Annotated in this window: 25 protein-coding genes; 15 read left to right on the forward strand and 10 right to left on the reverse strand. The window is 63.6% G+C overall.

The features are described 5' to 3' along the window. Nucleotides 1–88: 88 nt before the first annotated feature. Entirely contained in the window at nucleotides 89–1,006 is a 918-nt protein-coding gene (locus tag DFR38_RS07300) for a bestrophin family protein (RefSeq protein WP_059287438.1), read from the reverse strand. 130 nt (nucleotides 1,007–1,136) lie between these two features. Between DFR38_RS07300 and DFR38_RS07305 the strand changes: the two genes are divergently transcribed. The 9 genes from DFR38_RS07305 (at nucleotide 1,137) to rraA (ending at nucleotide 10,575) form a co-directional block, all read left to right on the forward strand. Further along, nucleotides 1,137–1,880 (forward strand): substrate-binding periplasmic protein, encoded by a 744-nt coding sequence (locus DFR38_RS07305; RefSeq protein WP_158527707.1) that lies wholly within the window; start codon nucleotides 1,137–1,139, stop codon nucleotides 1,878–1,880. A 129-nt stretch (nucleotides 1,881–2,009) separates the two neighbouring features. Next, on the forward strand, nucleotides 2,010–3,854 hold the full coding sequence (locus DFR38_RS07310) for a DUF294 nucleotidyltransferase-like domain-containing protein (RefSeq protein ID WP_110313209.1): 1,845 nt from the start codon (nucleotides 2,010–2,012) through the stop codon (nucleotides 3,852–3,854). Between the two features lie 97 nt (nucleotides 3,855–3,951). Continuing rightward, nucleotides 3,952–4,506, forward strand: a complete 555-nt coding sequence (locus DFR38_RS07315) for an Rnf-Nqr domain containing protein (protein ID WP_146215944.1) — start codon at nucleotides 3,952–3,954, stop codon at nucleotides 4,504–4,506. Then, nucleotides 4,503–5,084, forward strand: coding sequence for an electron transport complex subunit RsxB (gene rsxB, locus DFR38_RS07320; protein WP_110313211.1), 582 nt, complete (start codon nucleotides 4,503–4,505; stop codon nucleotides 5,082–5,084). The genes DFR38_RS07315 and rsxB overlap by 4 nt, the downstream gene beginning before the upstream one ends. Continuing rightward, nucleotides 5,081–6,919: an electron transport complex subunit RsxC gene (rsxC, locus tag DFR38_RS07325; RefSeq protein ID WP_110313212.1), complete on the forward strand. Its 1,839-nt coding sequence runs from the start codon at nucleotides 5,081–5,083 to the stop codon at nucleotides 6,917–6,919. The genes rsxB and rsxC overlap by 4 nt, the downstream gene beginning before the upstream one ends. After that, on the forward strand, nucleotides 6,916–7,698 hold the full coding sequence (locus DFR38_RS07330) for an RnfABCDGE type electron transport complex subunit D (protein ID WP_110313213.1): 783 nt from the start codon (nucleotides 6,916–6,918) through the stop codon (nucleotides 7,696–7,698). The genes rsxC and DFR38_RS07330 overlap by 4 nt, the downstream gene beginning before the upstream one ends. Nucleotides 7,699–7,802: 104 nt before the next feature. Continuing rightward, nucleotides 7,803–8,435, forward strand: coding sequence for an endonuclease III (gene nth / locus DFR38_RS07335; RefSeq protein WP_059286558.1), 633 nt, complete (start codon nucleotides 7,803–7,805; stop codon nucleotides 8,433–8,435). A 102-nt stretch (nucleotides 8,436–8,537) separates the two neighbouring features. Further along, nucleotides 8,538–10,016: a DegQ family serine endoprotease gene (locus tag DFR38_RS07340; RefSeq protein ID WP_059286559.1), complete on the forward strand. Its 1,479-nt coding sequence runs from the start codon at nucleotides 8,538–8,540 to the stop codon at nucleotides 10,014–10,016. A 79-nt stretch (nucleotides 10,017–10,095) separates the two neighbouring features. After that, the gene (gene rraA, locus DFR38_RS07345; RefSeq protein WP_059286560.1) at nucleotides 10,096–10,575 is read left to right on the forward strand and encodes a ribonuclease E activity regulator RraA; all 480 of its coding nucleotides are present in this window, start codon (nucleotides 10,096–10,098) and stop codon (nucleotides 10,573–10,575) included. A 20-nt stretch (nucleotides 10,576–10,595) separates the two neighbouring features. On the opposite strand, the gene DFR38_RS07350 is transcribed toward rraA, so the two are convergent. From DFR38_RS07350 to pcnB, 7 genes are all read right to left on the reverse strand, one after another. Beyond that, nucleotides 10,596–11,003, reverse strand: a complete 408-nt coding sequence (locus DFR38_RS07350; protein WP_233170636.1) for a GFA family protein — start codon at nucleotides 11,001–11,003, stop codon at nucleotides 10,596–10,598. 197 nt (nucleotides 11,004–11,200) lie between these two features. Continuing rightward, nucleotides 11,201–11,581, reverse strand: a complete 381-nt coding sequence (gene panD, locus DFR38_RS07355; RefSeq protein ID WP_059286561.1) for an aspartate 1-decarboxylase — start codon at nucleotides 11,579–11,581, stop codon at nucleotides 11,201–11,203. A 24-nt stretch (nucleotides 11,582–11,605) separates the two neighbouring features. Beyond that, on the reverse strand, nucleotides 11,606–12,439 hold the full coding sequence (gene panC, locus DFR38_RS07360; protein WP_059286562.1) for a pantoate--beta-alanine ligase: 834 nt from the start codon (nucleotides 12,437–12,439) through the stop codon (nucleotides 11,606–11,608). 17 nt (nucleotides 12,440–12,456) lie between these two features. Then, complete coding sequence (gene panB / locus DFR38_RS07365) at nucleotides 12,457–13,248, reverse strand: 3-methyl-2-oxobutanoate hydroxymethyltransferase (protein ID WP_059286563.1); 792 nt, start codon at nucleotides 13,246–13,248, stop codon at nucleotides 12,457–12,459. Nucleotides 13,249–13,296: 48 nt separating this feature from the next. Further along, nucleotides 13,297–13,938, reverse strand: coding sequence for a deoxynucleoside kinase (locus DFR38_RS07370; protein ID WP_059286564.1), 642 nt, complete (start codon nucleotides 13,936–13,938; stop codon nucleotides 13,297–13,299). Next, nucleotides 13,935–14,441 (reverse strand): 2-amino-4-hydroxy-6-hydroxymethyldihydropteridine diphosphokinase, encoded by a 507-nt coding sequence (folK, locus tag DFR38_RS07375; protein WP_059286565.1) that lies wholly within the window; start codon nucleotides 14,439–14,441, stop codon nucleotides 13,935–13,937. The genes DFR38_RS07370 and folK overlap by 4 nt, the downstream gene beginning before the upstream one ends. Beyond that, on the reverse strand, nucleotides 14,438–15,802 hold the full coding sequence (gene pcnB / locus DFR38_RS07380) for a polynucleotide adenylyltransferase PcnB (protein ID WP_110313214.1): 1,365 nt from the start codon (nucleotides 15,800–15,802) through the stop codon (nucleotides 14,438–14,440). Before pcnB ends, folK begins: the two co-directional genes overlap by 4 nt. A gap of 186 nt (nucleotides 15,803–15,988) precedes the next feature. Between pcnB and DFR38_RS07385 the strand changes: the two genes are divergently transcribed. The 5 genes from DFR38_RS07385 (at nucleotide 15,989) to DFR38_RS07405 (ending at nucleotide 20,599) form a co-directional block, all read left to right on the forward strand. Next, complete coding sequence (locus tag DFR38_RS07385; RefSeq protein ID WP_110313215.1) at nucleotides 15,989–16,726, forward strand: hypothetical protein; 738 nt, start codon at nucleotides 15,989–15,991, stop codon at nucleotides 16,724–16,726. 344 nt (nucleotides 16,727–17,070) lie between these two features. Next, the gene (locus tag DFR38_RS07390; protein ID WP_059286568.1) at nucleotides 17,071–17,370 is read left to right on the forward strand and encodes a hypothetical protein; all 300 of its coding nucleotides are present in this window, start codon (nucleotides 17,071–17,073) and stop codon (nucleotides 17,368–17,370) included. 146 nt (nucleotides 17,371–17,516) lie between these two features. Continuing rightward, the gene (locus DFR38_RS07395; RefSeq protein ID WP_059286569.1) at nucleotides 17,517–18,914 is read left to right on the forward strand and encodes an MATE family efflux transporter; all 1,398 of its coding nucleotides are present in this window, start codon (nucleotides 17,517–17,519) and stop codon (nucleotides 18,912–18,914) included. Nucleotides 18,915–18,916: 2 nt separating this feature from the next. Next, nucleotides 18,917–19,942, forward strand: a complete 1,026-nt coding sequence (gene murB, locus DFR38_RS07400; protein WP_059286570.1) for a UDP-N-acetylmuramate dehydrogenase — start codon at nucleotides 18,917–18,919, stop codon at nucleotides 19,940–19,942. Nucleotides 19,943–19,969: 27 nt separating this feature from the next. Beyond that, on the forward strand, nucleotides 19,970–20,599 hold the full coding sequence (locus DFR38_RS07405) for an HAD family hydrolase (protein WP_110313216.1): 630 nt from the start codon (nucleotides 19,970–19,972) through the stop codon (nucleotides 20,597–20,599). Between the two features lie 13 nt (nucleotides 20,600–20,612). Here DFR38_RS07405 and DFR38_RS07410 read toward each other — a convergent pair whose 3' ends face one another. Further along, nucleotides 20,613–20,993 carry an MAPEG family protein gene (locus DFR38_RS07410; RefSeq protein ID WP_059286572.1) on the reverse strand — a complete coding sequence of 127 codons (381 nt, stop codon included), beginning with the start codon at nucleotides 20,991–20,993 and terminating at the stop codon, nucleotides 20,613–20,615. Between the two features lie 46 nt (nucleotides 20,994–21,039). Then, nucleotides 21,040–21,711 carry an energy-coupling factor ABC transporter permease gene (locus DFR38_RS07415; RefSeq protein ID WP_110313217.1) on the reverse strand — a complete coding sequence of 224 codons (672 nt, stop codon included), beginning with the start codon at nucleotides 21,709–21,711 and terminating at the stop codon, nucleotides 21,040–21,042. A gap of 107 nt (nucleotides 21,712–21,818) precedes the next feature. On the opposite strand from DFR38_RS07415, the gene nadC reads away from it, so the two are divergent. Next, nucleotides 21,819–22,658, forward strand: coding sequence for a carboxylating nicotinate-nucleotide diphosphorylase (gene nadC, locus DFR38_RS07420; protein ID WP_059287612.1), 840 nt, complete (start codon nucleotides 21,819–21,821; stop codon nucleotides 22,656–22,658). The last annotated feature ends 51 nt before the right edge of the window (nucleotides 22,659–22,709 follow it).

A 22,709-nucleotide genomic window follows, 5' to 3' on the forward strand; every position in this document is an offset into this window, starting at 1 on the left:
TTTCAGGAGCACACTGACCTTGCGCCCGGTGATTTCACCGGGCTTTTTTTTGTCTGTCCCGCGGGTGGCGGCGCGAGGGTCATCCGGTTCAATACAGATAGATACCCTGTGGCTGCGGTGCGGTAACCGGCATCGGCTGCCCTTGCATCTCGCGCACTGCCAGCTCGATGGTGTGGCACAGCGCTGCCAGCGGCAGATCATTGCCCTCGCGGCCAAATGGTTCTTCCAGCTCCTCGCCGATCACCTCCAGCGCCAGATAGGTATAGGCAATGAACACGGCGATCGGCGGCGTCAGCCAGCCTATGCTGCTGACCAGACCCATTGGCAACAACAGGCTGTAAATGGTGACCGTGCGGTTGAGCAAGACCCGGTAGGTGTAGGGAATGGGCGTGCCACCGATGCGTTCGCAGCCGCCCAGCACCTCAGACATGGTATTCAGCTTTTGATCCAGCGCCTGCCATTGCCATTCGCTGATGATGCCCTCGGCCTGTAGCTGCAGGATCAGCTGGCCCAGCCGGCGCAGAATGATGGCGGGGCGGAAACGTGCGCCATCCACTTCGTCGAGCAGGTCGGCCGGCAGCAGGCGCTGCATGTGATCGCACTCCGGCTCCTCGCGCAGTTGCGCTTTCAAGGCATAGGCAAAGGCACAAATCAGGTCCAGCACCTGTGCCACCTGCGGATGCTGTGGTGCGGCCGCCAGCAGCTGGCGGGCAATGGAACGATTCACCACCAGCAGGGCACCCCACAGCTTGCGCGCTTCCCAGAAACGCTCATAGCTGACCGAGTTGCGAAAGCCCAGGAAAATCGCCAGTGATACCCCCAGCAGGGTAAAGGTGGGAATGCTCAAGGCCGAATCGGCATGGCTGCTCAGCCACCAATGCCGCGCCGCTGCCGCCAGCAGGGCGATCAGGAACACCAGCAGCAAGCGCGACAGAATACGCGGCAATACCGAGCCATTCCACACAAACAGCAAACGAAACCAGGGCACGGGAGAACGGACAATCATGGGCAAATAGCATTCAGAGGCAGAGATTCCGGCATGATAAGACATTGCCGATTTTGTTGCAGTGCAAAATAACAGCAGCATCCAGACTTGCACCCTACCCGCCATGATCTACAGTGGATGGATGGAATCCATGTCCCCCACCCTGCTGGCACTGACACTGAGCCTGGTACTGTATGCCGGCCCGGCGCAGGCCGGCGCCATCACCATCGCCTGCGAAGACAATCTGCCACCGTTTTCCAGCGGCCCCAGCGGCCAGGAACACGGCATCGTGGTCGACATCATCCGCCAGATCACCCAGGATCTCGGCCTGAGCGATGCCATCCACCTCTTCCCCTGGAGCCGGGTCTATGCCATGGGCCAAAACCAGCCCAATACCTTGGTCTGCGCCATGGCACGCACCCCGGAGCGGGAAAACCTGTTCCAGTGGGTGGGCGAAGTGATTCATTCGCCGCCGGTATTGCTGCTGCTGGCCGACAATCGTGAGCATCTGCCCAAAGATGGCCGGCTGGACGACTATCGTCGCTACACCATCGGCGTGCTGCATGGCTCCTACCAGGAAAAATACCTGCTGGCACACGGTTTTACCGCGCTGGAGCCGTTTGCCTCCTACGCCCAGGGCTACCAGATGCTGCGCGCCGGGCGGATTGATCTGTGGGCTGCCAATCAGCTGACCGCCTTTTCCACTGTGCGTCAGCTGCAGGACGACCCCGGCCGCCTGCTGCAAACCGCCTTTGTCTTCCGCGAGCTGCCACAGGGCATGTCGATGGCCTTCAGCCTTGGCACCCCGCGTGCCACGGTGGATGCCTTCCGCAAGGCGCTGGAAGCCATCAAGCGCGATGGCCGCTACCAGAAAATCCTCAACCAGAACGGCTAGACAGCCAGACCAGTTGTCCGCGCAGGCCGCTACGGTAGGCCCTGCGCGCGGATTTCCCCAATACCGTCGTTACATCCTGCTCACTATATTAAGGTTGCCATCCCGGCCCAGCCCTCTCCGGAGCCTTACATGCCAACCCCCTTTCCGGCCGACTGGCAGGCCCTGCTCCAGCACGAACCCTTTGCCGCCATGGCAGCGGAGCAACTGGCGCTGCTGGCCGGCCAGGCACGCCGCCAGCACTATCCGCGCGGAGCCAGCCTCACCAGCCCGCAAGCCGGTCCCGCCAGCCAGCTGTTCATCGTACTGGAAGGCCAGGTACTGGCCGAAGACATCTATAGTGGCCAGGCCTTTGCCCTGCTAGGCCAGGGTGAAATGTTTCCACTGGGAGCCCTGCTGGCGCAGCGGCCGGTCACCAATCACTACCGCGCCGACAGTGACTGCATGGTATTGCAGCTGCCACAGTCAGCCTTTGTGGCACTGTGCCAGCAGTCTGCCGCCTTCCAGCTGTTCTGCACCCAGCGGCTGGCCAATCTGCTGTCGCGCGCCCGCCAATTACACCCGGCGGCGCTGGGCGGACAGGGGCTCAGCCTGCACACCCCGCTTGCCGCGGTAATCCAGCGGCCGGCTGTCTGCTGCCGGCCGGAAACCACGCTGCGCCCCTTGCTGCAACTGATGCAACAGGAAGGGGTGGGCTCGGTGGTCATCACCAGTCCCGAGCAGCGCCTGCTGGGCCTGTTCACCCTGCGCGACCTGCTGGACGCCCATCTGGCCGGACATGCTGACGACACCCCGGTACAACAGCTGATGCGCCAGCCCAGCTGCCTGCTGCCGCCCAGCGCCCTGGCCAGTGAAGCCATGCTGGCGCTGGTCCAGAGTGGCGAACGCCATGTCATGGTGTGTGAAGGCATGACCCTGGTGGGCATCGTGTCCGAGCATGACCTGTACCGCCTGTCGCGGCTGGACATGAAGGAAATGCTGCAACGCCTGAGCCGCTGCGACAGCACGGCCGCCCTGTCCGGCGTGGCGGCCACCTTCCGGCGGCAGGTACTGGCGCTGTTTCAGCAGGGCATGGATGCCAATGCCACCACCCGTCTGCTCAGCCTGTTCAATGACCAGCTGCTGAACCGGCTATGCCAGCTGCACCTGGGCGCAGCCAGGCTGGAGGAGGTGGAAATCTGCTGGCTGCAACTGGGCAGCAGCGGCCGCCAGGAAAACACCCTGACCTCGGACCAGGACAGCGCACTGGTTTTCCGCTGCGACGATGCCTTGCGCCAGCAGCAACTGGCCCAGCAACTGCCGGCTATTGCCCAGCGCATCAGCTCGGCGCTCAGTGCCTGCGGCATTCCGCTGTGCCGTAACGGACTGATGGCGGGCCATCCCAGTCACTGCCTGTCCTACGCCGACTGGAAGGACAGCGTGATCCAGCAATGGCAGCATGCAAGCCAGGACAGCACGCATGGCGGCCTGTATCTGGACCTGCGCCCGGCCTGGGGTCAGCACAAACTGGGGCTGGAGCTGGCCGGACAATTGCGCCAGCTGGCCAGTCAGCCGGCGGCACTGCGTGCCCTCAGCCGCAGCGCCCGCCGCTATCAGCCACCACTGGGCTGGAGCGGACGCCTGCAAACCGACCAGGATGCACAACTGGACCTGAAAGCCGCGGTCGATTTTTTCGTCGACGCCGCACGCATCCTGGCCTTGCATGCCGGCTCGGCCGCCAGCCGAACCAGCGAACGCTTTGCCGCTGCCGCCGGCTTGCCCGGCCTGTCCGCCAGCGCCTGCCAGTCTTTTGCCGACAGTGCACAATTCCTGCAAGCGCTGCGCCTGCGCCACCAGCTGGCCTGCCAGGAGGCAGGGGCGCGGCTGGACAATATGATCCGCCCGGCCGAGCTGGGTACGCTGGATGCACGCATCCTGAAGGAAACCCTGCGCCAGGCACGCAAGCTGCACGCCTGGCTGGCACAGCAGCTGCCCTGAGCCACGACCGCAGCGCGCCGCCCTGCTGGTAGCAAGGTTGTGGTCCGGGCAGGAAACCCGGATAATTTTGCGGTTTTGCTTCCTGGATGATCCGGCCATGAATTTTGGGCTCTATCTGCCGCTGCTTGCCGGGCTGGCATTCTGCAATCATTGCCGGCGCCCCGCTGACGGCCAGGCTGATGCACTGGCACTGCCGGCCGCCATCGCCATGGGGCTGGCCACCGCCATCATGCTGCTGCTCGGCGGCGGCCTGCTGACGCTAGCCGACAGCGCCCGCCCCGGCCTGCCCTTGCCGCTGGTCGCCAGCGTGCTGCAAGCGGCCAGCGCCCTGTTGCTGGCCGGTACACTGCAGCGCCTTGCCGCTGGCACCGCTGCTGCGCTGGGACTGCACTGGCCCCTGCTGCTGCTAAACAGCCTGCTGGCCGGACTACCGCTTTACTTCCTGCCATCCGCCAGCAGCGCCGCGGCCTCCCTGTGCGCAGCCTTGCTGAGCGCCGCCCTGTTCACCTTGCTGCTGGCCCAGTTCGCCACCCTGCCACACCGCCTGCAACGCTGCGCCCTGCCCGCTCGCTTGCAGGGCCGGCCCGCCCTGCTGCTGTGTGCACTCATCATCGCGCTGGCCTTGCACGGCCTTGGAGCCCGCCTGTCATGACCCTTGTTCTTCGTTTGCTGCTGCTGTTGCTGGCCATCTGGCTGCTGGGGAAAGTCCTGCGCAGCAGCGCACAGAAATTACGCCCAGCCACCAGCACCCTGCCGCCGCTGGCCGAGCGCATCGATGCCATCCTGCCGCAAACCCAGTGCGGTCAATGCGGCCACGCCGGCTGCCTGCCTTATGCCCAGGCGCTGGCACGCGGCGAAGACAGCATCAACCGCTGCCCGCCGGGCGGCGAGGACGGCATACGCAAGCTGGCCGCCCTGCTGCATACCGACTACCTGCCCTTCGCCGCCGATGCCCCGCCGCAAAAGCCCAAGGCGGTGGCACTGATAGACGAAGCCACCTGTATCGGCTGTACCCTGTGCATCCAGGCCTGTCCGGTCGATGCCATTCTGGGTTCGGCCAAACAAATGCATACCGTGCTGGCCGATGAATGCACCGGCTGCGAATTGTGCCTGGCCCCCTGTCCGGTGGACTGCATCAGCATGCGCCCGGCCACCAGCCAGCCAGCCGACTGGCGCTGGGGCTATCCGGTCATCGCCATCAAGGCCGTCAAACCAGGTAGCAGCTCATGAGCCGCCCATCCATCCTGCCGGCCCACACCGACCCCGGCAGCCAGCCACTGCTTACCACGCCGCTGCCGGCCCAGCTCAGGCTATGGCTGCAGGGCGCCAGCTGCTGTGTCGAAGTGGGCCAGCGCGTGCTGAAACACCAGTTGCTGGCCGAGGCCGACAGCGAGTTCGGCGTGGCCGTCCATGCCCCGACCTCCGGCCACATCCGTGCCATCGGCCCGCTGCCGCAAGCCCTGCCCGATGCGCCGCTGCTGGATGGCCTGCAACTGCAGCCAGACGGGCTGGACGAAGCGCTGTCACTGCCCGCAGAAAGCAACTGGCCAGCCCTGTCAGCACTGGCGCTGGCCATGCGGCTGCAAGACATGGGCGTCATGGGGCAGCATGGCCCGTTGCTGCCGCTGGCGTGGGCTGCCAAGGCGTCACCGCTGGCGCTGCTCATCATCAATGCGGTGGAGAACGAGCCTTTTCTGCAGGCCGACAGCATGCTGCTGTGCGAACAGGCGGCCGCCGTGGCCGAAGCCATGGCCATGCTGGGCCGCATACTGCAGCCGGCGCGGCTGGTACTGGCCATCCAGCAAGAACAGGGCGCGGCCATCAATGCCCTGCGCAGCCTGGCAGCAGACCAATGCTGGCAGCTGGAAGTGATTCAAGCCCCCTACCCGGCAGGGGATGAGGCACAACTGCTGCGGGCGCTGGCGCGACCAGAAGAAAGCGGCAACAGCCTGTGCCTGCCCGTCGCCGGTGTCCATGCGGCTGGCCGGGCCATCCTGCATGGCGAGCCATGCATCAGCCGCATCGTCACCGTCAGCACGGCCCTCAAGCAGTCCCACAATATGCGCGCCTTGCTCGGCAGCCCGGTGGCCGACCTGCTGACCTGCGCCGGCCTGTCCTCGCAGCAGCATGCCCTTGTCCATGGCGGCGGATTACGCGGCTTTGCCTTGCCCGATGCCACCATCGGCATCCACCAGCACAGCCACTGCCTGCTGGTGCGGCCCAGGCAGCCTGCGCTGACTGCCCAGCCCTGCATTCGCTGCGGTGATTGCGCCAGCATCTGTCCCAGCCAGTTACAGCCGCAGGAACTGTACTGGCACTGCAGCCGACAAGAGCTGGCACAAGCACAGCACTGGCGGCTGGCCGACTGCAGCCAGTGCGGCCTGTGCAGCGCCGTCTGCCCCAGCCAGCTGCCCTTGCTCGACAGTTTCCGCCTGGCCAGCCAGCAACTGCTGCTAGCCGAGCAGCAACAATGCGCCGCCGACGCAGCGCGCCAGCGCCATCGCTTCCGCCAGTTCCGCCTGGAAAGGGACAAACAGGAAAAGGCGCAGCGTCTGGCCGAACGTGCGGCGCAACAAGCCGCCAAGCTGGCCCAGCAAGCGGCGGAGCCCACCAGCCACGCCGAGCCAACAGCCACTGCTGCAGACAAACAGGCAGCCATTGCGGCCGCCATGGCCCGTGCGGCGGAGCGGCAGCAGCAGCGGCCAGCGGTCGCGCCCTCGGTCAATAGCAGTGAGCGCGAAGCAGCCATTGCCGCCAACCGTCAGGCAGCCATCGAAGCAGCCATGGCCCGCGCCGCCGCCCGCAAGGCGGCACAAGAGGCCGCCAAGGCCGCAGCCGCGGACGCACCGGCCATGGCCAAGGACGAAGACCAGAACAAGCCGGGGCTGAACCAGCAACAGCAGGCGCTGATTCAGGCCGCCATGCACAGGGCCAATGCACAAAAAGCCGCCGCCAGCAGCAGCCCGGCCAGCCTGGACCAAGACAAGAAGGCGCTGATTGCCGCCGCCATGGCGCGCGCCGCAGCGCGCAAGGCAGCCGGCGATGAGACAGAGCAGGATAAATGATGAACACACCCGTGATCCGACTGGCCCCCACCCTGGCAAGCCGTAACCGCCAGCAACTGCTGGCCTTGTTGCCGGCCATCGCCATCCAGCTCTGGCAATGGGGACCGCCGGCCTTGCTGGCACTGGCCAGCGCCAGCGCCAGCGCCCTGCTGGCCGACAGCCTGGGCCTGGCCTGGCGCCGCCAGGCCATATGGCCCGGCTTGCGCCAGGGCGAAGCGCTGTTGACGGCCGTGCTGCTCAGCCTGCTGCTGCCCGATGCGGCAGTGCCACTGCTGTGCCTGTGCACGGGCGGCGCCATCCTGCTGCTGCGCCAGCTGTTTGGCGGCAGCGGCAGCAGCCTGTTTCACCCGGTGGCCGGCGGCCTGCTGCTGGCGGCCCCCTGGCTGCCGGCCGGCCTGCCACACGCCGATATTCCGCTATCACTCGCCTTGCTGGCCGGCGGCCTGTGGCTGCTATGGCGCGGCCTCCTGCGCTGGCAGGCGCCGCTGGGACTGCTGCTGGTGGTATTGATCGCCCTGCCGGTGGGCAGCGGCTGGCTGCTCGGCCAGAGTGCGCTGTGGCTGCTGGCCGGCTGGGTGATGAGCGATGGCAGCGCCACGCCCATCACCCCCCGTGGCCGACTGGTTTATGGTCAGGCTGCCGGCATGCTGTGCATCAGCTTTGTCACGCTGACCACCCAGCCGGACGCCGGCGTGACCCTGGCCGCCTGCCTGCTGCTGCTCAGTGCCAGCGCCCCCTTGCTGGACAGGCTGACGCTGTCACCGGGCCCTCGCACGTAGAAACCGCAACCCATACGAGACGGCGGCGGCCTGCGTTACAATGATGCAGACCGCTTAAGCCGCTGCGGTCATCCCTGTACCGAACCAGCCCCAACCGACATGCCATGAACGCCACCAAGCGCTACGAGATTTTCCGCCGCCTGCGCGAGCACACCCCCAAGCCGACCACCGAGCTGGAATATCGCACGCCCTTCGAGTTGCTGATTGCGGTCTTGCTGTCGGCCCAGGCCACGGATGTCAGCGTCAACAAGGCCACCCGCCCGCTGTATGCGGTAGCCAATACCCCGGCCGCCATGCTGGCGCTGGGCGAGGAAACCGTGGCGGATTACATCAAGACCATCGGCCTGTTCCGCACCAAGGCCAAAAACGTCATTGCCACCTGTCGGCTGCTGCTGGAAAAACACGCCGGTGAGGTCCCGGATGACCGGGCTGCGCTGGAAGCACTGCCCGGTGTGGGCCGCAAAACGGCCAATGTCGTGCTGAACACCGCCTTCGGCCATCCCACCATTGCCGTGGACACCCATATTTTCCGGGTATGCAACCGCACCCGGCTGGCTCCCGGCAAGGATGTGCGCGAGGTGGAAGACAAGCTGATGAAATACGTGCCGGCCGAATTCCGGGTGGATGCCCACCACTGGCTGATCCTGCATGGCCGCTATGTGTGCAAGGCGCGCAAACCGGACTGCCAGCACTGCGTGATTGTCGATCTCTGCGAATATCCGGCAAAACCGGTATGATTGAAAACAGTCCGTGCCTGATGACGATTCAGGCCGGATTACCTGGAAAAACAGCGGATCGCCCCTATATCCGTCTGAAAGCCTCCCCGAAAGGATAACTCTGTGACTCCGTATCTTCGCACCATCGTCGGCGCCCTTCTGGCTGCGTCGTTGCTCTCGGGTTGCGACAAGATCGAAAGCCTGTTCCACAAGCAGAACCAGCCGGCTCCGGTGGCGGTTCCTGCCCAGTCGGACGGCCGCGTCGCCATGTTGCTGCCTGATTTCACCCAACTGGTCGAACGCGACGGACCGGCCGTGGTGAACATCCAGGCCAATCGCACCGATGCGGCGCCACAGCAAAGTGAAATGCCCTTCCCGGTGCCGGAAGACGATCCGCTATTCGATTTCTTCAAGCGCTTCATCCCCAACCAGCCCAATCAGCAGGATCAGACCCCGGAAGAAAGCATCTCCTTCGGCTCGGGTTTCATCATCAGCGATGACGGCTTCATCATGACCAACGCCCATGTGGTGAATGGCGGCACCCAGATCAAGGTCATGCTGACCGACAAGCGCGAGCTGAAAGCCCGTCTGGTCGGCCTGGACAAGCGCACCGACGTGGCGCTGCTGAAAGTGGATGCCTCCAGCCTGCCGGTGGTCAAGATTGGCAGCCCGTCCCAGCTCAAGGTTGGCGAATGGGTGGCCGCCATCGGCGCGCCCTTCGGCTTTGAAAACACGGTCACCGCCGGCATTGTCTCGGCCAAGGGCCGCAGCCTGCCGGATGAAAACTACGTGCCCTTCATCCAGACCGACGTGGCCATCAATCCGGGCAACTCCGGCGGCCCGCTGTTCAACCTGAAGGGTGAAGTGGTCGGCATCAATTCGCAGATCTACAGCCGCTCCGGCGGCTTCATGGGCATTTCCTTTGCCATTCCGATCGACCTGGCCATGAATGTGGCCGAGCAGATCAAGGCCAAGGGCAAGGTCAGCCGTGGCCAGCTGGGCATCAATATCCAGGAAGTGTCGCAGGAGCTGGCGCAATCCTTCGGCCTGCCGCGTCCCAGCGGTGCACTGGTGGTGCGGGTGGATCCGCAAGGCCCGGCCGGCAAGGCCGGCCTGCAGACCGGGGACATCATCCTCAAGCTGGATGACCGTGCCATCGAAAGCTCCAAGGATCTGCCGATGATGGTGGGTTCGCTGCAGCCGGGTGCCAAGGTCAAGCTGTCGGTATGGCGCAAGGGCGAAGAAAAAACCATCCAGGCCACGCTGGGCGAACTGGCTCCGGAAACGGCGCCACAGGCCAAGCAGCAGGATGAAGCCGCCCCGCAGAACTTCCAGTTCGGCAAGCTGGGGCTGACCGTCACCGAGCTGACTGCCAAGCAGCGCAGCGAGCTGGGCATGAACGGTGGCCTGCTGGTGCAAAAGGCGCAGGGCGCGGCCGCCCGCTCCGGCCTGCAACATGGCGATATCATCATGGGCCTGAACCAGAATGAAATCACCACGGTAAAGAGCTTTGAAAAGGCACTGGCCAGTGCGCGCGGCAATATCGCCCTGCTGGTACGCCGCCAGGACAGTACATTGTTTGTACCGCTACGCCTGGATTGATGCATGCAACAAGCCGCCGCGAGGCGGCTTTTTTGCGTCCGCCATCCGGCATAACCATAAACTGCCAAGGAGAAAGAGCATGAGTTTTCTGACCACCGATCTGTGCGATGCCAACGAAGGCCGTGTGCGCGTGCTGGAGCCGCTGTTCCAGCGCTATGGCAATCACCAGCGTTTTTATGGGCAGATCGTCACCCTCAAACTGTTTGAAGACAACACCCTGGTCCGGGAAACCCTGGCGCAGGATGGCCATGGCAAGGTGCTGGTGGTGGATGGCGGCGGTTCGCTGCGCTGTGCCCTGCTGGGCGACCAGATCGGCGATCTGGCGGTGGCCAATCACTGGGATGGCGTGGTGATCTACGGCTGCATCCGCGATTCGGTGGCGCTCAACCAGCTGCCGCTGGGCATCCGTGCGCTGAATACCCACCCGCTCAAATCGGTAAAGCGCGGCGAAGGCCAGCGTGACCTGGCGGTGACCTTTGCTGGCGTCACCTTTGTGCCGGGCGAATGGCTGTATGCCGATGAAGACGGTGTGATCGTGTCCGCCACACCCTTGTTGTAACCCCAGGCTGGCAGCCGTGTTCAGTCACGGCTGCGCGCGTGTACCGGCAAGACCGCTTGCTGCTGTGGCTCGCCCCAGCTGATGTGGTCCTGCCACCAGATATGGAATTCCGGCACCAGCACATCCGGCATGTCCAGCGAAGCGGCGGTGAGGTCGATATCGTCCGGATCGGACTCGTGCTGGTAGCTGAGCGTGGCGCCGCAATGCGGGCAAAACCCGCGCAGGGCGGCGGTGGATGAGTGATAGAACAACGGTTTTTCACCCAGCCACTCCAGCTCGATCAGCCGTACGGTAAACCAGGTGACAAAGGCGGCGCCGCTGGCCTTGCGGCAGCTGACGCAATGGCAGTGGGTCACGTGAAAGGGCTGGCCATGCACGCGGTAATGCACGGCACCACACAGACAGCCGCCATGCAGAATGCTGCTCATGTCATGCTCCCGTCGTGGCTGGCAAACCAGCCGGCCGGACTGGTGCGGCAATTCATTAGAAACTATAGACAGTTATAAACGATGATGCAAAGCCCGGCCTGCACCCGGCCTTTGGCGCGTGGATGCTGCTGGAACAAGCCATGAAAAAAGCGATGCCGCAGCATCGCTTTCACCAGATTTGCCTGTGTGGGTGAGGCTCAGGCGGGCTGGGTCGGGGTCTTGTTGTCCAGCGCGGTCATCTGGTTGCGCTCGTCCACGAACACCAGCTTGGGCTGGTGATTGGCCAGCTCGGCATCTTCGTACTGGGCAAAAGAGGCGATGATCAGCAGATCGCCCGGCGCGGCGCGGCGCGCGGCCGAGCCGTTTACCGAAATCACGCCGGAACCACGCTCGGCCTTGATGGCATAGGTGGCAAAACGTTCGCCGTTGTTGACGTTCCAGATCTGCACTTCTTCGTATTCGCGAATATCCGCTGCTTCCAGCAGGTTTTCGTCGATGGCGCAGGAGCCGATGTAATGCAGTTCGGCATGCGTGGTGGTGACACGGTGCAGCTTGGATTTAAGCATGATGCGTTGCATGGTACTGGTCTTTCCTTGCCCGGCTTAGCGGGACACTTCCACATTATCGATCAGACGGGTACGGCCCAGGCGGGCAGCGGCCAGCACCACCAGGCGCTTTTCGCCGGCATGGGCCACTTCCAGGGTATCGGCCTGGCGTACTTCGACATAATCCACCACCCAGCCTGCCTGCTGCAGGTCGGCACTGGCATTGGCTTCCAGCGTGGCGTAATCGCTGTCGCCAGCCAGCAGGGCTGCACGCATGGCGGACAGGTTGCGGTACAGGCGTGGGGCTTCGGCACGCTCCTCTGCCGTCAGGTAGCCATTGCGCGAGGACAAGGCCAGGCCGTCTGCGGCACGGCCGGTATCCACCGGAATGACTTCCACCGGAATGTTCAGGTCATCGACCATGGCCTTGATCACATGCAGCTGCTGGAAGTCTTTCTTGCCGAAACAGGCCACATCCGGCTGCACGATATTGAACAGCTTGCTGACCACCGTGGCCACGCCACGGAAATGACCGGGGCGGAAGGCACCGCACAGCTCGTCCTGGATATGCGGCGGCTCGACATTGAAATCCTGCTTCACCCGCGGGTACAGCTCTTGCTCGGTGGGGAAGAACAGGGCGTCCACCCCGGCGGCTTCCAGCTTGGCACAGTCGGATTCAAAGGTGCGCGGATAAGCGTCGAAATCTTCGCCCTGACCAAATTGCAGGCGATTGACAAAAATGCTGACCACCACCTTGTCGGCGTGCTGGTGCGCCGCCTCGACCAGAGCCAGATGGCCCTCGTGCAGATTACCCATGGTGGGGACAAAAGCCAGCTTGCCGGCCTGGCGACGCCATGCTCGCATGGCGGCCACGCTGCGGATGATTTCCATTTCCTTACCCTTTTGGCTTAGAAGGTGTGCTCGGCAGCGGGGAACGTGCCTGCCTTGACTGCCTTGACATAGGCTTCGACCGCACCCTGGATGCTGCCTGCCTCATTCATGAAGTTCTTGACGAAGCGGGCTTTCTTGCCCGGATAGACGCCGAGGATGTCGTGCAATACCAGTACCTGGCCGCTCACTTCGGCACCGGCACCGATGCCGATGGTGGGTACGTCCACGGCTTCGGTGACGCGGCGGGCCAGATCGGCCGGCACGCACTCCATCAGCACCAGGCTGGCACCGGCATCGGCCAGTTGGCGGGCATCGTCCAGCAGGCGTTCGGCATCGCTCTCGCTCTTGCCCTGCACCCGGTAGCCGCCAAAAGTGTTGACGAACTGCGGGGTGAGGCCGATATGCGAACAGACCGGAATGCCGCGCTCCACCAGGAAACGGGTGGTTTCCGCCATGAAACGGCCACCTTCCAGCTTCACCATGTGCGCGCCGGCCTGCATCAGGCGGGCGGCATTGGCAAACGCCTGCTGCGGGCTTTCCTGATAGCTGCCGAAAGGCAGGTCGCTCAGCACCATGGCATCGCCGGCGCCGGCGGCGACACAGCGGGTGTGGTAAACCATTTCTTCCATGGTTACCGGCAGCGTGGAATCGCGGTTCTGGATCACCATGCCCAGTGAATCACCCACCAGCAGAATCTCCACACCCGCCTGATCGAGGAGGGTGGAAAAGCTTGCGTCATAGCTGGTGAGCATGACGATCTTCTGGCCTTCGGCGGCCATCTTCTGCAGGGTGTTGACGGTAATTTTCATACCTGTACTTCCTCGGTGTGGTCGGGAAATGCAAGGCGTCACTTGTATTCAGACGCTCTTGTTGAAATAGCTGCGCTGTCCGCGCATCTCGCTGATGCAGCGCAACAATAGCTCGAAATCCTCGTTACCATCAACCAGCTCGAGGTGGTCGGTATTGACGATGAGCAAGGGGGCTGCTTCGTATTGATGGAAGAACTCGCTGTAAGCGGCATGCACACGCTTCAGATAGCCTTCCGGAAAATCCTGTTCCAGTTCGCTGGCACGCGCCGCACTGCGATCGAGCAAGACCTGCTCGGAAGCCTGCAGGTAAATCACCAGGTCAGGCACCGGGTATTGCGGCAGCAATTGCTGCGCCAGGCGCTGATACAGGGCCAGCTCCTGCTCGTCCAGATTGACCCGGGCAAACAGGGCATCTTTCTCGAACAGGAAATCCGACACCACCGGGCTGGCCAGGCTGTCGCCCAGCAGCATGCCGCGCGCCATGTCGGCACGCTGCATGAGAAAAGTCAGCTGGGTGGCCAGGCCATGCGAGGCCACATTGCGGTAAAAACGCGGCAGGAAGGGGTTGGATGCCGGGTCTTCCGCCAGCAGTTGCACGCCCCAGTAGCCGGCCAGACGGCGGGCCAGCGCCGACTTGCCGGAGCCGATCGGCCCTTCCACCACCACATAGCGCAAATGACTCTGACTCATGCTTGTCTCCTTGGCTGAGCTGTCGACTCCAGCCGCACCACGCCGGCACTATCCAGTGCAGCGGCGATGTCGGCGGCCAGGCCGTGTTCCCCCACCTGCTGGCCGGGGGCAATTTCCGCCAACGGTACCATGACAAAGGCCCGCTGGTGCATGCGCGGATGCGGCAATAGCAGCTGCGGATCGTCCAGCACGGTGTCCTGATACAACAACACATCCAGATCCAGCACCCGCGGCGCATTGCGGAAGCTGCGCTCGCGGCCGAAACCGGCCTCGATCCGCATCAGCGCATCCAGCAGCTGATAAGGCGTGAGCGTGGTGTCCAGCAGGGCAACGGCATTGATGAAGTCGGGCTGGTCGAGATACCCCACCGGCGTGGTGAGGTAGAGCGAGGAATGGCTGAGCAGCTGGCTGCCGTCAAGAGCAGCAAGGGCCGCGAGTGCGGCCCTGATCTGGTCTGCCGGTTGCTCCAGGTTGCTGCCCAGAGCGACGTAGGCCAGGCTCACGCGGCCTCTCCCCCTCCGCCGGCCTGATCGGTGCGGCGACGGCCGGATGGACGGCGGCGACGGCGTTTTTTCGCCGGTTCTTCTTCACCGCTGTTCTTGGCTTCATTGATCAGTGCCTCACGCTCGGCCTGATCGCCACGCTGGAAGGCTTCCCACCACTCCACCAGGCTCAGCGGCAGTTCGCCCGCCTCGGCACGCAAGGCCATGAAATCGAAAGCGGCACGGAAACGCGGCTGTTCGAGGAAACGGTAAGGACGGGCACCGCTGCGGCTGTCGAAGCGGGCCTGCAGCGTCCAGATTTCGCGCATGGTCACGCTGAAGCGGCGCGGAATGGCAAAATCGTTGTCCTGTTCGTTTTCCACATCGGAAATGGCCAGCTGCAAGGCCGGCAAGGGCTTCTCGCCGGCGGCGATATGCTGTTGCCAGTGCTGCTTCACCTGCTGCCACAGCAAGGTGGCCAGCAGGAAACCAACCGATACCGGCTTGTCGGCACGAATGCGCGCATCGGTGCTTTGCAGCCCCAGTTGCAGGAACAAGTCGTCGCCATCCTCGCCCATCACCGCATCCAGCAGCGGGAAGACACCACGCGACAAGCCTTCATCGCGCAATTTTTTCAGGCAGGCATAGGCATGGCCGGACATCAGCAGCTTGAGCATTTCGTCGAACAGGCGCGCCGGCGGCTCCTTGCGCAACAGATGCGCATGGGCACGAATCGGCTTGCGGGTGTCGTCGTCGATCTCGAACCCCAGCTTGGCGGCCAGGCGCACCGCGCGCAACATGCGCACCGGATCTTCCTGATAGCGGCGTGCCGGCTGGCCTATCATCACCAGCTTCTTCGCCTTCAGGTCCTTGACCCCGTGGTGGTAGTCGATGATGGACTCGTCGGAAGGATCGAAGAACAAGGCATTGACGGTGAAGTCACGGCGATGTGCGTCCTCTTCCTGGCTGCCGAAAGTATTGTCGGCCATGATGCGGCCCGACTCATTCTGATCATCGATGCCACCGCCACGGAAGGTGGTGACCTCGATGGTTTCCGGCCCCACCATCACATGCACGATGCGGAAGCGACGGCCAATGATGCGCGAGCGGCGGAACAGATGATGCACCTGCTCCGGCGTGGCATTGGTGGCGACGTCAAAATCTTTGGGAGAAACATCCAGCAACAGGTCGCGCACGGCTCCCCCCACCACAAAGGCAGAGAAACCGGCTTCCTGCAGTCGGGAAGTCACCTTGAGCGCAGCATTGCTGAGCTGATCGCGGCGTACGCCATGCTGGGACAGCGGAATCACGCGTGGTTTGCTACGGCGTTTGCCCATGCCTGACGGCAGCTCCAATACTTTACGGATAAGCTTGCGGATCATTTAGAGGAATAAGGACGTGGAATGAAGGGATTCGCAAGAAAGGAATTCAAGCGGCAGATTATAGCCTGAATCTTCTGACAAGATACACCGCCATGGCCCATTTAATCGTGATGCCGTGATTGCCCGCCGTGTGCAGCCAGCCTAGAATCGCACACCATTGCCGCCAATTTTGTGTGAAGACACCACGTGATTCCCTTACTCGCCCTGGATATCCAGACCCTGCCCGATGTCGCCGGCATCCGTAGCCTGTATCAGCTGGATGCCGACATCAGCGATGCCGATGTCGTCTATTTTGCCCTGCAGCGCAGCCGGGCCAGCCGGGCTGATGAATTCATGCCCTATCACCTGCATCGCGTGGTCGCGGTCAATGCCGTGCTGCATAGCCGACAGGAAGTGCTGCTGCACCAGTCGGCCGCCGGCCAGGACGAAGCCGCCATGCTGCAAGCACTGGCGGCTCTGCTGAATGAACACATGCCGCAGATTGTCAGCTGGCAGGGTTCCCAGTTGCTGTTGCCGGTCTTGCGCCACCGCGCCATGTTGCACAATGTGGCCTTCCCCGGCGGCCCCACCGGCCTGTTCGGCCAGACGCTGGAACTGAGCCGCCTGCTGTGCCAGGGCGCACAGCCCGGCTGTGTGCCGCAGCAGGAAATGGCCGGCCTGTGCGGCCTGCCGCGCATTGCCGAATACGATGCGCCGCAGTCCTGGGCCGCGGCCAGCGCCGGACAGTTGCCCAGACTGCTGGAGCACAGCGCGCAACGGGCGGCCTGCCATTACCTGATGTGGCTGCGCCTGGCCGCACTGCAAGGGCAGATCTCTGCCCTCACCCGCAGTCAGCATGAACAAAAACTGGCCTTGCTGCTGAGTCAGGCCGGCGGACACTGGCAGGACTTTCTGCAACAGTGGCCGGCACACAACAGGGGTTGACAGGCCATTTGCTCAGGAATAATCTTTTCCCATGCGCCGATTTGATACAGCTTGCTGGGCGCACTATAAATGCCAGCTAAAGCGTGAGTCGGATAACCCGCTGCGCTCTTCTGGCCGGCGGGTTTTTCTTTTTCCGCTGGTTCACCTTATAGTGCGCTCGCTATGCGACATCGGGCATGTTGCTTGTTTTAAGCTGTTTTGGTTTTACCGTCTCCGGCTGCGGCCGGGACACAGGCGCCGAGTTAATCGACAACTTGCAGGGCGCCCAAAAATCCTGCTAAAGCGTCGCCTGACGGAGAGTCGGGCACGCAACAGCGCTCACTTAGACCCGATGGAGTTTCACCATGTACGATTGCCTGCAAGATAGCTGTAGCGACTTTTCCTTTGCCGTATACGATGCCGTGGGAAGAAAACGCCCCCTACAAGGCAGCCTGACTGCCACCCCCCTGTGTGCCGACACCACCCAGCCGCTGCAAGCCCTGATCGACTTTGCCAGCCAGCTTGGCTATGACAGCCAGCTGGACAACCGGCTGCTGACCATTCATGACGTGGGCCTGATGGATGCACTGACCATCAACAGCCGTTTTGGCAAGGAGCTGATCATCAGCTGTGATCTGCGCCGCGAAACACCCGTGCGTTTCTGAAGCAGAACCGGACACATTCCGGTCAGCCACTGGTCATGACTGAGCCGTAGCCAGTGCGACAGCGGTGTCGCCATTGCACAAGACAGGTCGGGCAGCCGCTCCTTATAATGGAGCGCTTGCCCACCCCGCCGAATTGACGCACCACCATGTTGCAGCAACTGAAAAGCGCCCCACCCGGTGCCATCAGCAGCGAAGCCCGCCAGATCAGCCGCCTCGCCTTGCCGATGATGATTGCCCAGATCGCCCAGGTGGCCACCGGCTTTGTCGATACCGTGATGGCCGGCCGTGTCAGCACCGACGATCTGGCCGCCGTCTCGCTGGGCGCCAGCATTTTCATTACCGTCTATGTCACGCTGATGGGCGTGGTGACCGCGCTCAATCCGGTACTGTCCCACCAGCTGGGCGCAGGCCAGACCGAGCAGCTGGGCGAAACCGGCCGCCAGGGCATCTGGTTCGGCCTGTTCGTCGGCCTGCTGGGCGCCGCAGCCATGCTGCTGGCCGAACACCCCTTGCGGCTGTGGCTGCAATTGCCCACCGATGTCGAAGACAAGGTCATGCTGTTCATCACCGGCACCGCCGTCGGCATGCCGGCGGCCATGATGCACCGCGCCCTGCACGCCTATGCCTCCAGCCTGAACCGGCCACGCGTCATCATGGTGGTCAGCCTGATTGCGCTGGCGCTGAACATTCCGCTGAATTACGCGCTGATCCACGGCCTGTTCGGCCTGCCGCGGCTGGGGGGCGCCGGCTGTGGCTGGGCCACCGGCATCGTGTTCTGGTTCAACTGCCTCACCCTGTTTGCCTATATCTGCTGGCACCGCCATTTCCGCCCCTATGGCCTGACCCGCCAGATGAGCTGGCCGGACTGGAAGCGCTACGGCGCCTTTCTCAAGCTGGGCCTGCCCATCGGCCTGTCCTTTTTTGTGGAAGTGAGCCTGTTTTCCTTTATCGCCCTGCTGATTGCCAAGCTGGGCATGACGGTGGTGGCCAGCCACCAGTCGGTGCTGAATTTCTCCAGCATCATCTACATGCTGCCGCAAAGCATCTCCACCGCCCTCACCGTGCGCGTGGGCCAGCGTGCCGGTGCCGGCGATTATCGCGGCGCCCGTTTCGTGGCCGGTGTGGGCTTGCTGGTCGGGCTGGTCACCGCCTTGTGCACCATGCTGCTGGTGCTGTGGCTGCGCCAGGACATCATGGCGGTTTACTCGCCAGACCCGCGGGTGATCGCCATGGGCTCGACCCTGCTGCTGTTCGCTGCGGTATTCCAGCTGACCGATGCCGCCCAGACCATCGCCTCCGGCGCACTGCGCGGCTACAAGCTGACCACGGTGCCGATGATCATTCACATCACCGCCTTCTGGGGCATCGGGCTGGGCCTGGGCATCACGCTGGGGCTGACCGACTGGCTGGTGCCGCCGATGGGCATCTACGGCTTCTGGCTGGCACTGGTCTTCAGCCTCAGCATTGCCGCCCTGCTGCTGGTCAGCTATCTGGCGCGTGAGAGCCACCGCCGCCTGCACCGTCAAACCCCACAAGAAAGCTGAAGATGACACTCGCCATTCAGTCGCATATCTCACTCAAGCCGCACAATACCTTTGGCATGGCCGTGCAGGCCGCCCACTTCTGCCAGCTGGATGACACGGCGCAGTTGCCGGCACTGCTGGCCAGCAGCGCCTATCAGGCCGGCCCGGTGTTGTGGCTGGGTGGTGGCAGCAACCTGCTGCTGACGCGCGATTACCCCGGACTGGTGGTCAGGATGGCGCTACGCGGCATCCGCCTGCTGGAAGAAAGCGCGGACAGCGTGCTGGTGGAGGCCGCTGCCGGCGAGAACTGGCACGACTTCGTGCGCTACAGCCTGCAACAGGGCTGGTACGGGCTGGAAAACCTCAGCCTGATTCCCGGCACCGTGGGAGCATGCCCGGTACAGAACATCGGCGCTTATGGCGTGGAAGTGAAAGACCGCATCACACAGGTCGTCTGTGCCGATCTGCATGCCCAGGGTGCCCGTGTGGTGCTGGACAATGCCGACTGCCGCTTTGCCTATCGCGACAGCATTTTCAAGCACGAGGCCGCCGGGCGGCTGCTGGTGACTGCCGTGCGCTTTCAGCTATCCCGCCAGCCGCAATTGAAAACCGGCTACGGCGACATCCGCCAGGAGCTGGAAAAGCGCGGCATCAGCCACCCCACCCCGCTCGACGTCAGCGATGTGGTGATGGCCATCCGCGCCAGCAAACTGCCCGACCCGGCGGTGCTGGGCAATGCCGGCAGCTTCTTCAAGAACCCGGTGGTTGAGCAGGGCCAGGCCGATGCCCTGTTGCAGCGCTTCCCGGCCCTGCCGCATTACCCGGCCGGACCGGGCCGGGTGAAACTGGCAGCAGGCTGGCTGATCGAACAGGCCGGTCTGAAAGGCTATCGCCAGGGCGATGCCGGCGTGCATGCGCGCCAGGCCCTGGTGCTGGTCAACCACGGCCAGGCCAGCGGCAGCCAGATGTGGGCACTGGCGCGCCATGTGCAGGATGCGGTACGCCAGCGCTATGGCGTGGAACTGGAAGCCGAACCACTGGTCTGGTAACCCCCGACCCTGACAAAGCGAACCATCATGCAGCAGACACTGACACCGCAACACGCGCCGGTACTGGTCTTCGACCTGGGCGGCGTCCTGGTGGACTGGAACGGGATCGATCCGCTGATGGCCCTGTCGCAAGGCCGTCTCAGCCGTGAACAGGCCAGGCAATTCTGGCTGCACACCCCGGAAGTGGCCTTGCTGGACACCGGCCGGGCCACGCCCGGCGAATTTGCCGCCCTGATGGCGGACAAGCTGCAATTGGGCATCAGCAGCGCGGCCATGCTGCAGGCGCTGGACGACTGGCTGCAAGGGCCGTTTGCCGGCGTCCATGCCTTGCTGCAACAGCTGGGGCAACGCTATCGGCTGGCGGTGCTGAGCAATAACAATGCCCTGCACTGGGGCAAGATCGAGCGCGAATTCGATTTGCTGCAGCACTTCGAAGCCTGCTTTGCCTCCCACCAGATCGGCCTGCGCAAGCCCGATGCCGCCGCTTATCGCCATGTGCAAGATGCACTGCAAGTGGCCGCCGGACAAATCCTGTTTTTCGATGACAACATCGAATGTGTGCAGGCGGCCCGGCAAGCCGGCTGGCAGGCATTTCACACCGTGGGCCTGCCAGCAGTGCAACAGGCTTTGCAGGCGCAGGGCCTGCTAAGCACCTGATGTCGATCTGTGCTTAAAACACCCCGGCCGCACTGACAAACAACAACAGCACCATGGCCATGCCACCCAGCCAGCACAGCGAACGCAAGGTGGCCTGATCGGCGATGTAACACAGGCCATGCCCCAGCCGCAGCAGCAGGTAGAGCCCGGCCAGCAGGTCCAGCCGGCCGGCCGGCACCTTCATCATCCAGGCCAGCAACATGGCCGCGGCATAGCTGGGGAAAGCCTCCCAGGCATTCTGCTGTGCCCAGTTGGCGCGTTGCCGCCAGCCGGTGGCCGCCGCCAGTCCGACACGCGGCTGGTGATTGTCATACGGGATGCCCGCCTTGGCCAGCAAGGTCCACAACAGCGGCAACAAGGACACCAGCAAGATACTCCACAGGGCAAAAGGCATGACTGTTTCTCCTGAATAAAGGGTGATTCATCGGCCAGCAGCCGGCTCAGATTTCCGGGCCGCGCCCCAGATAGGCCGCATCATCGAAGCTGGCAACCCACTGCGGCCGGTAGACGATCAGAATGGCCATCACCAGGCCGCTGATGAAAGCCTCGGACCAGGACAGCAAAAAATAAAACGGCAGCGCTTCTTCCAGCAGGTAATCCGCAGCGTAGCCGCCGCTCAGCCCCAGTGCCAGCATGCCGGCAGCACCGCTCAGAAACAGGCTGAGCCCGCCGGCGACAAAGGCATTGAGGAAGACATAGACAAACAGCTGGGCCGGCAGATGTCGCCGCGCCAGCTGCAACAGCAGGCTGCTGAGCGCCACCGGCAGGGCCGCGGCCAGCAACCAGTTCAGCCCCAGCGCCAGCAAGTCGCCATGGCCGCCGGCCACCAGTGCCAGCAACAGCAGCGCCATGGCCAGCAAGGCCAGCCAGGGCCCCATCAGCAAGGTGAGCACCGTGGCGCCCAGCATATGGAAGGACAAGCCGGGCTTGAGCCCGCCCTTCATCAGCCACAGCCCCAGCAGCAGCACCACCGCGCCCATCCAGGCATTGCAGGCAGCCGCATCCAGCTGACGCCAGCGCACCCGGGTGGCAGCAAAACCCAGCACCAGCCCGGCCAGCGCCGCCGCCGCCCACAGCAGCCACAGGGGAAACAACACAGCAGGCAAATCCATGAATACTCCAGCCCGACAAGGTGTTGCGCATGATACCACCACGACGATTAGCCCCACAGCACCGGCATGGCTGGGTACAATAGCGCTTTTGCCATCAGGGTTCCGACATGAAGCAGCCAGCCCACCACCTTATCGCCCAGCAGGTCAGCATTGCGCTGGCCGAGGATATTGGTCAGGCCGACTGGACCGCGCAGCTGATCGGGCAGGCCGAGGAAGGCTGTGCCACCGTCGTGCTGCGCGAAGAGGCCGTACTGTGCGGCAAGGCGTGGTTTGAAGAGTGTTTCCGCCAGGTTGACGAACGCTGCAGCGTCCTCTGGCAAGTCCGCGAAGGCCGCAAGATTGCCGCTGGCAGCGTGCTGTGCGAAATCAGCGGCCCGGCCCGCGCCCTGCTGACCGCAGAGCGTTCGGCGCTCAACTTCCTGCAAACCCTGTCGGCCGTGGCCACCCAGACCCGGCGCTATGTGGATGTGGTGGCCGGCACCCGCGCCCGCATTCTGGACACCCGCAAAACTTTGCCCGGCCTGCGTCTGGCGCAGAAATACGCGGTGACCGTGGGCGGTGGCGACAACCAGCGCATCGGCCTGTACGACGGCATCCTGATCAAGGAAAACCACATCATGGCTGCCGGCGGCATCCATCAGGCGCTGGAACAGGCTTTCCGCCTCATTCCACCGGGGGTGACACTGCAGATCGAAGTGGAAAACCTGGACGAGCTGCAACAGGCCCTGGATGGCGGTGCCCGGCTAATCCTGCTGGACAATATGTCGCTGGAAGACATGCGTGCCGCGGTGGCGCTGAGCGCCGGCCGCGCCTTGCTGGAAGCCTCCGGCGGCGTGGACATGCACAGCGTGCGTGCCATCGCCGAAACCGGGGTCGACCGCATTTCCATCGGCAAACTCACCAAGGATATCCAGGCCATCGACCTGTCCATGCGCTTTCAGCACTGAGGCCGGCACCGCACCGTGCGCAACGGAAAAGTGTCCATTTGCAGATTGACG

It is taken from the genome of Aquitalea magnusonii (assembly GCF_003202035.1).
Classification (GTDB): Bacteria; Pseudomonadota; Gammaproteobacteria; order Burkholderiales; family Chromobacteriaceae; genus Aquitalea; species Aquitalea magnusonii.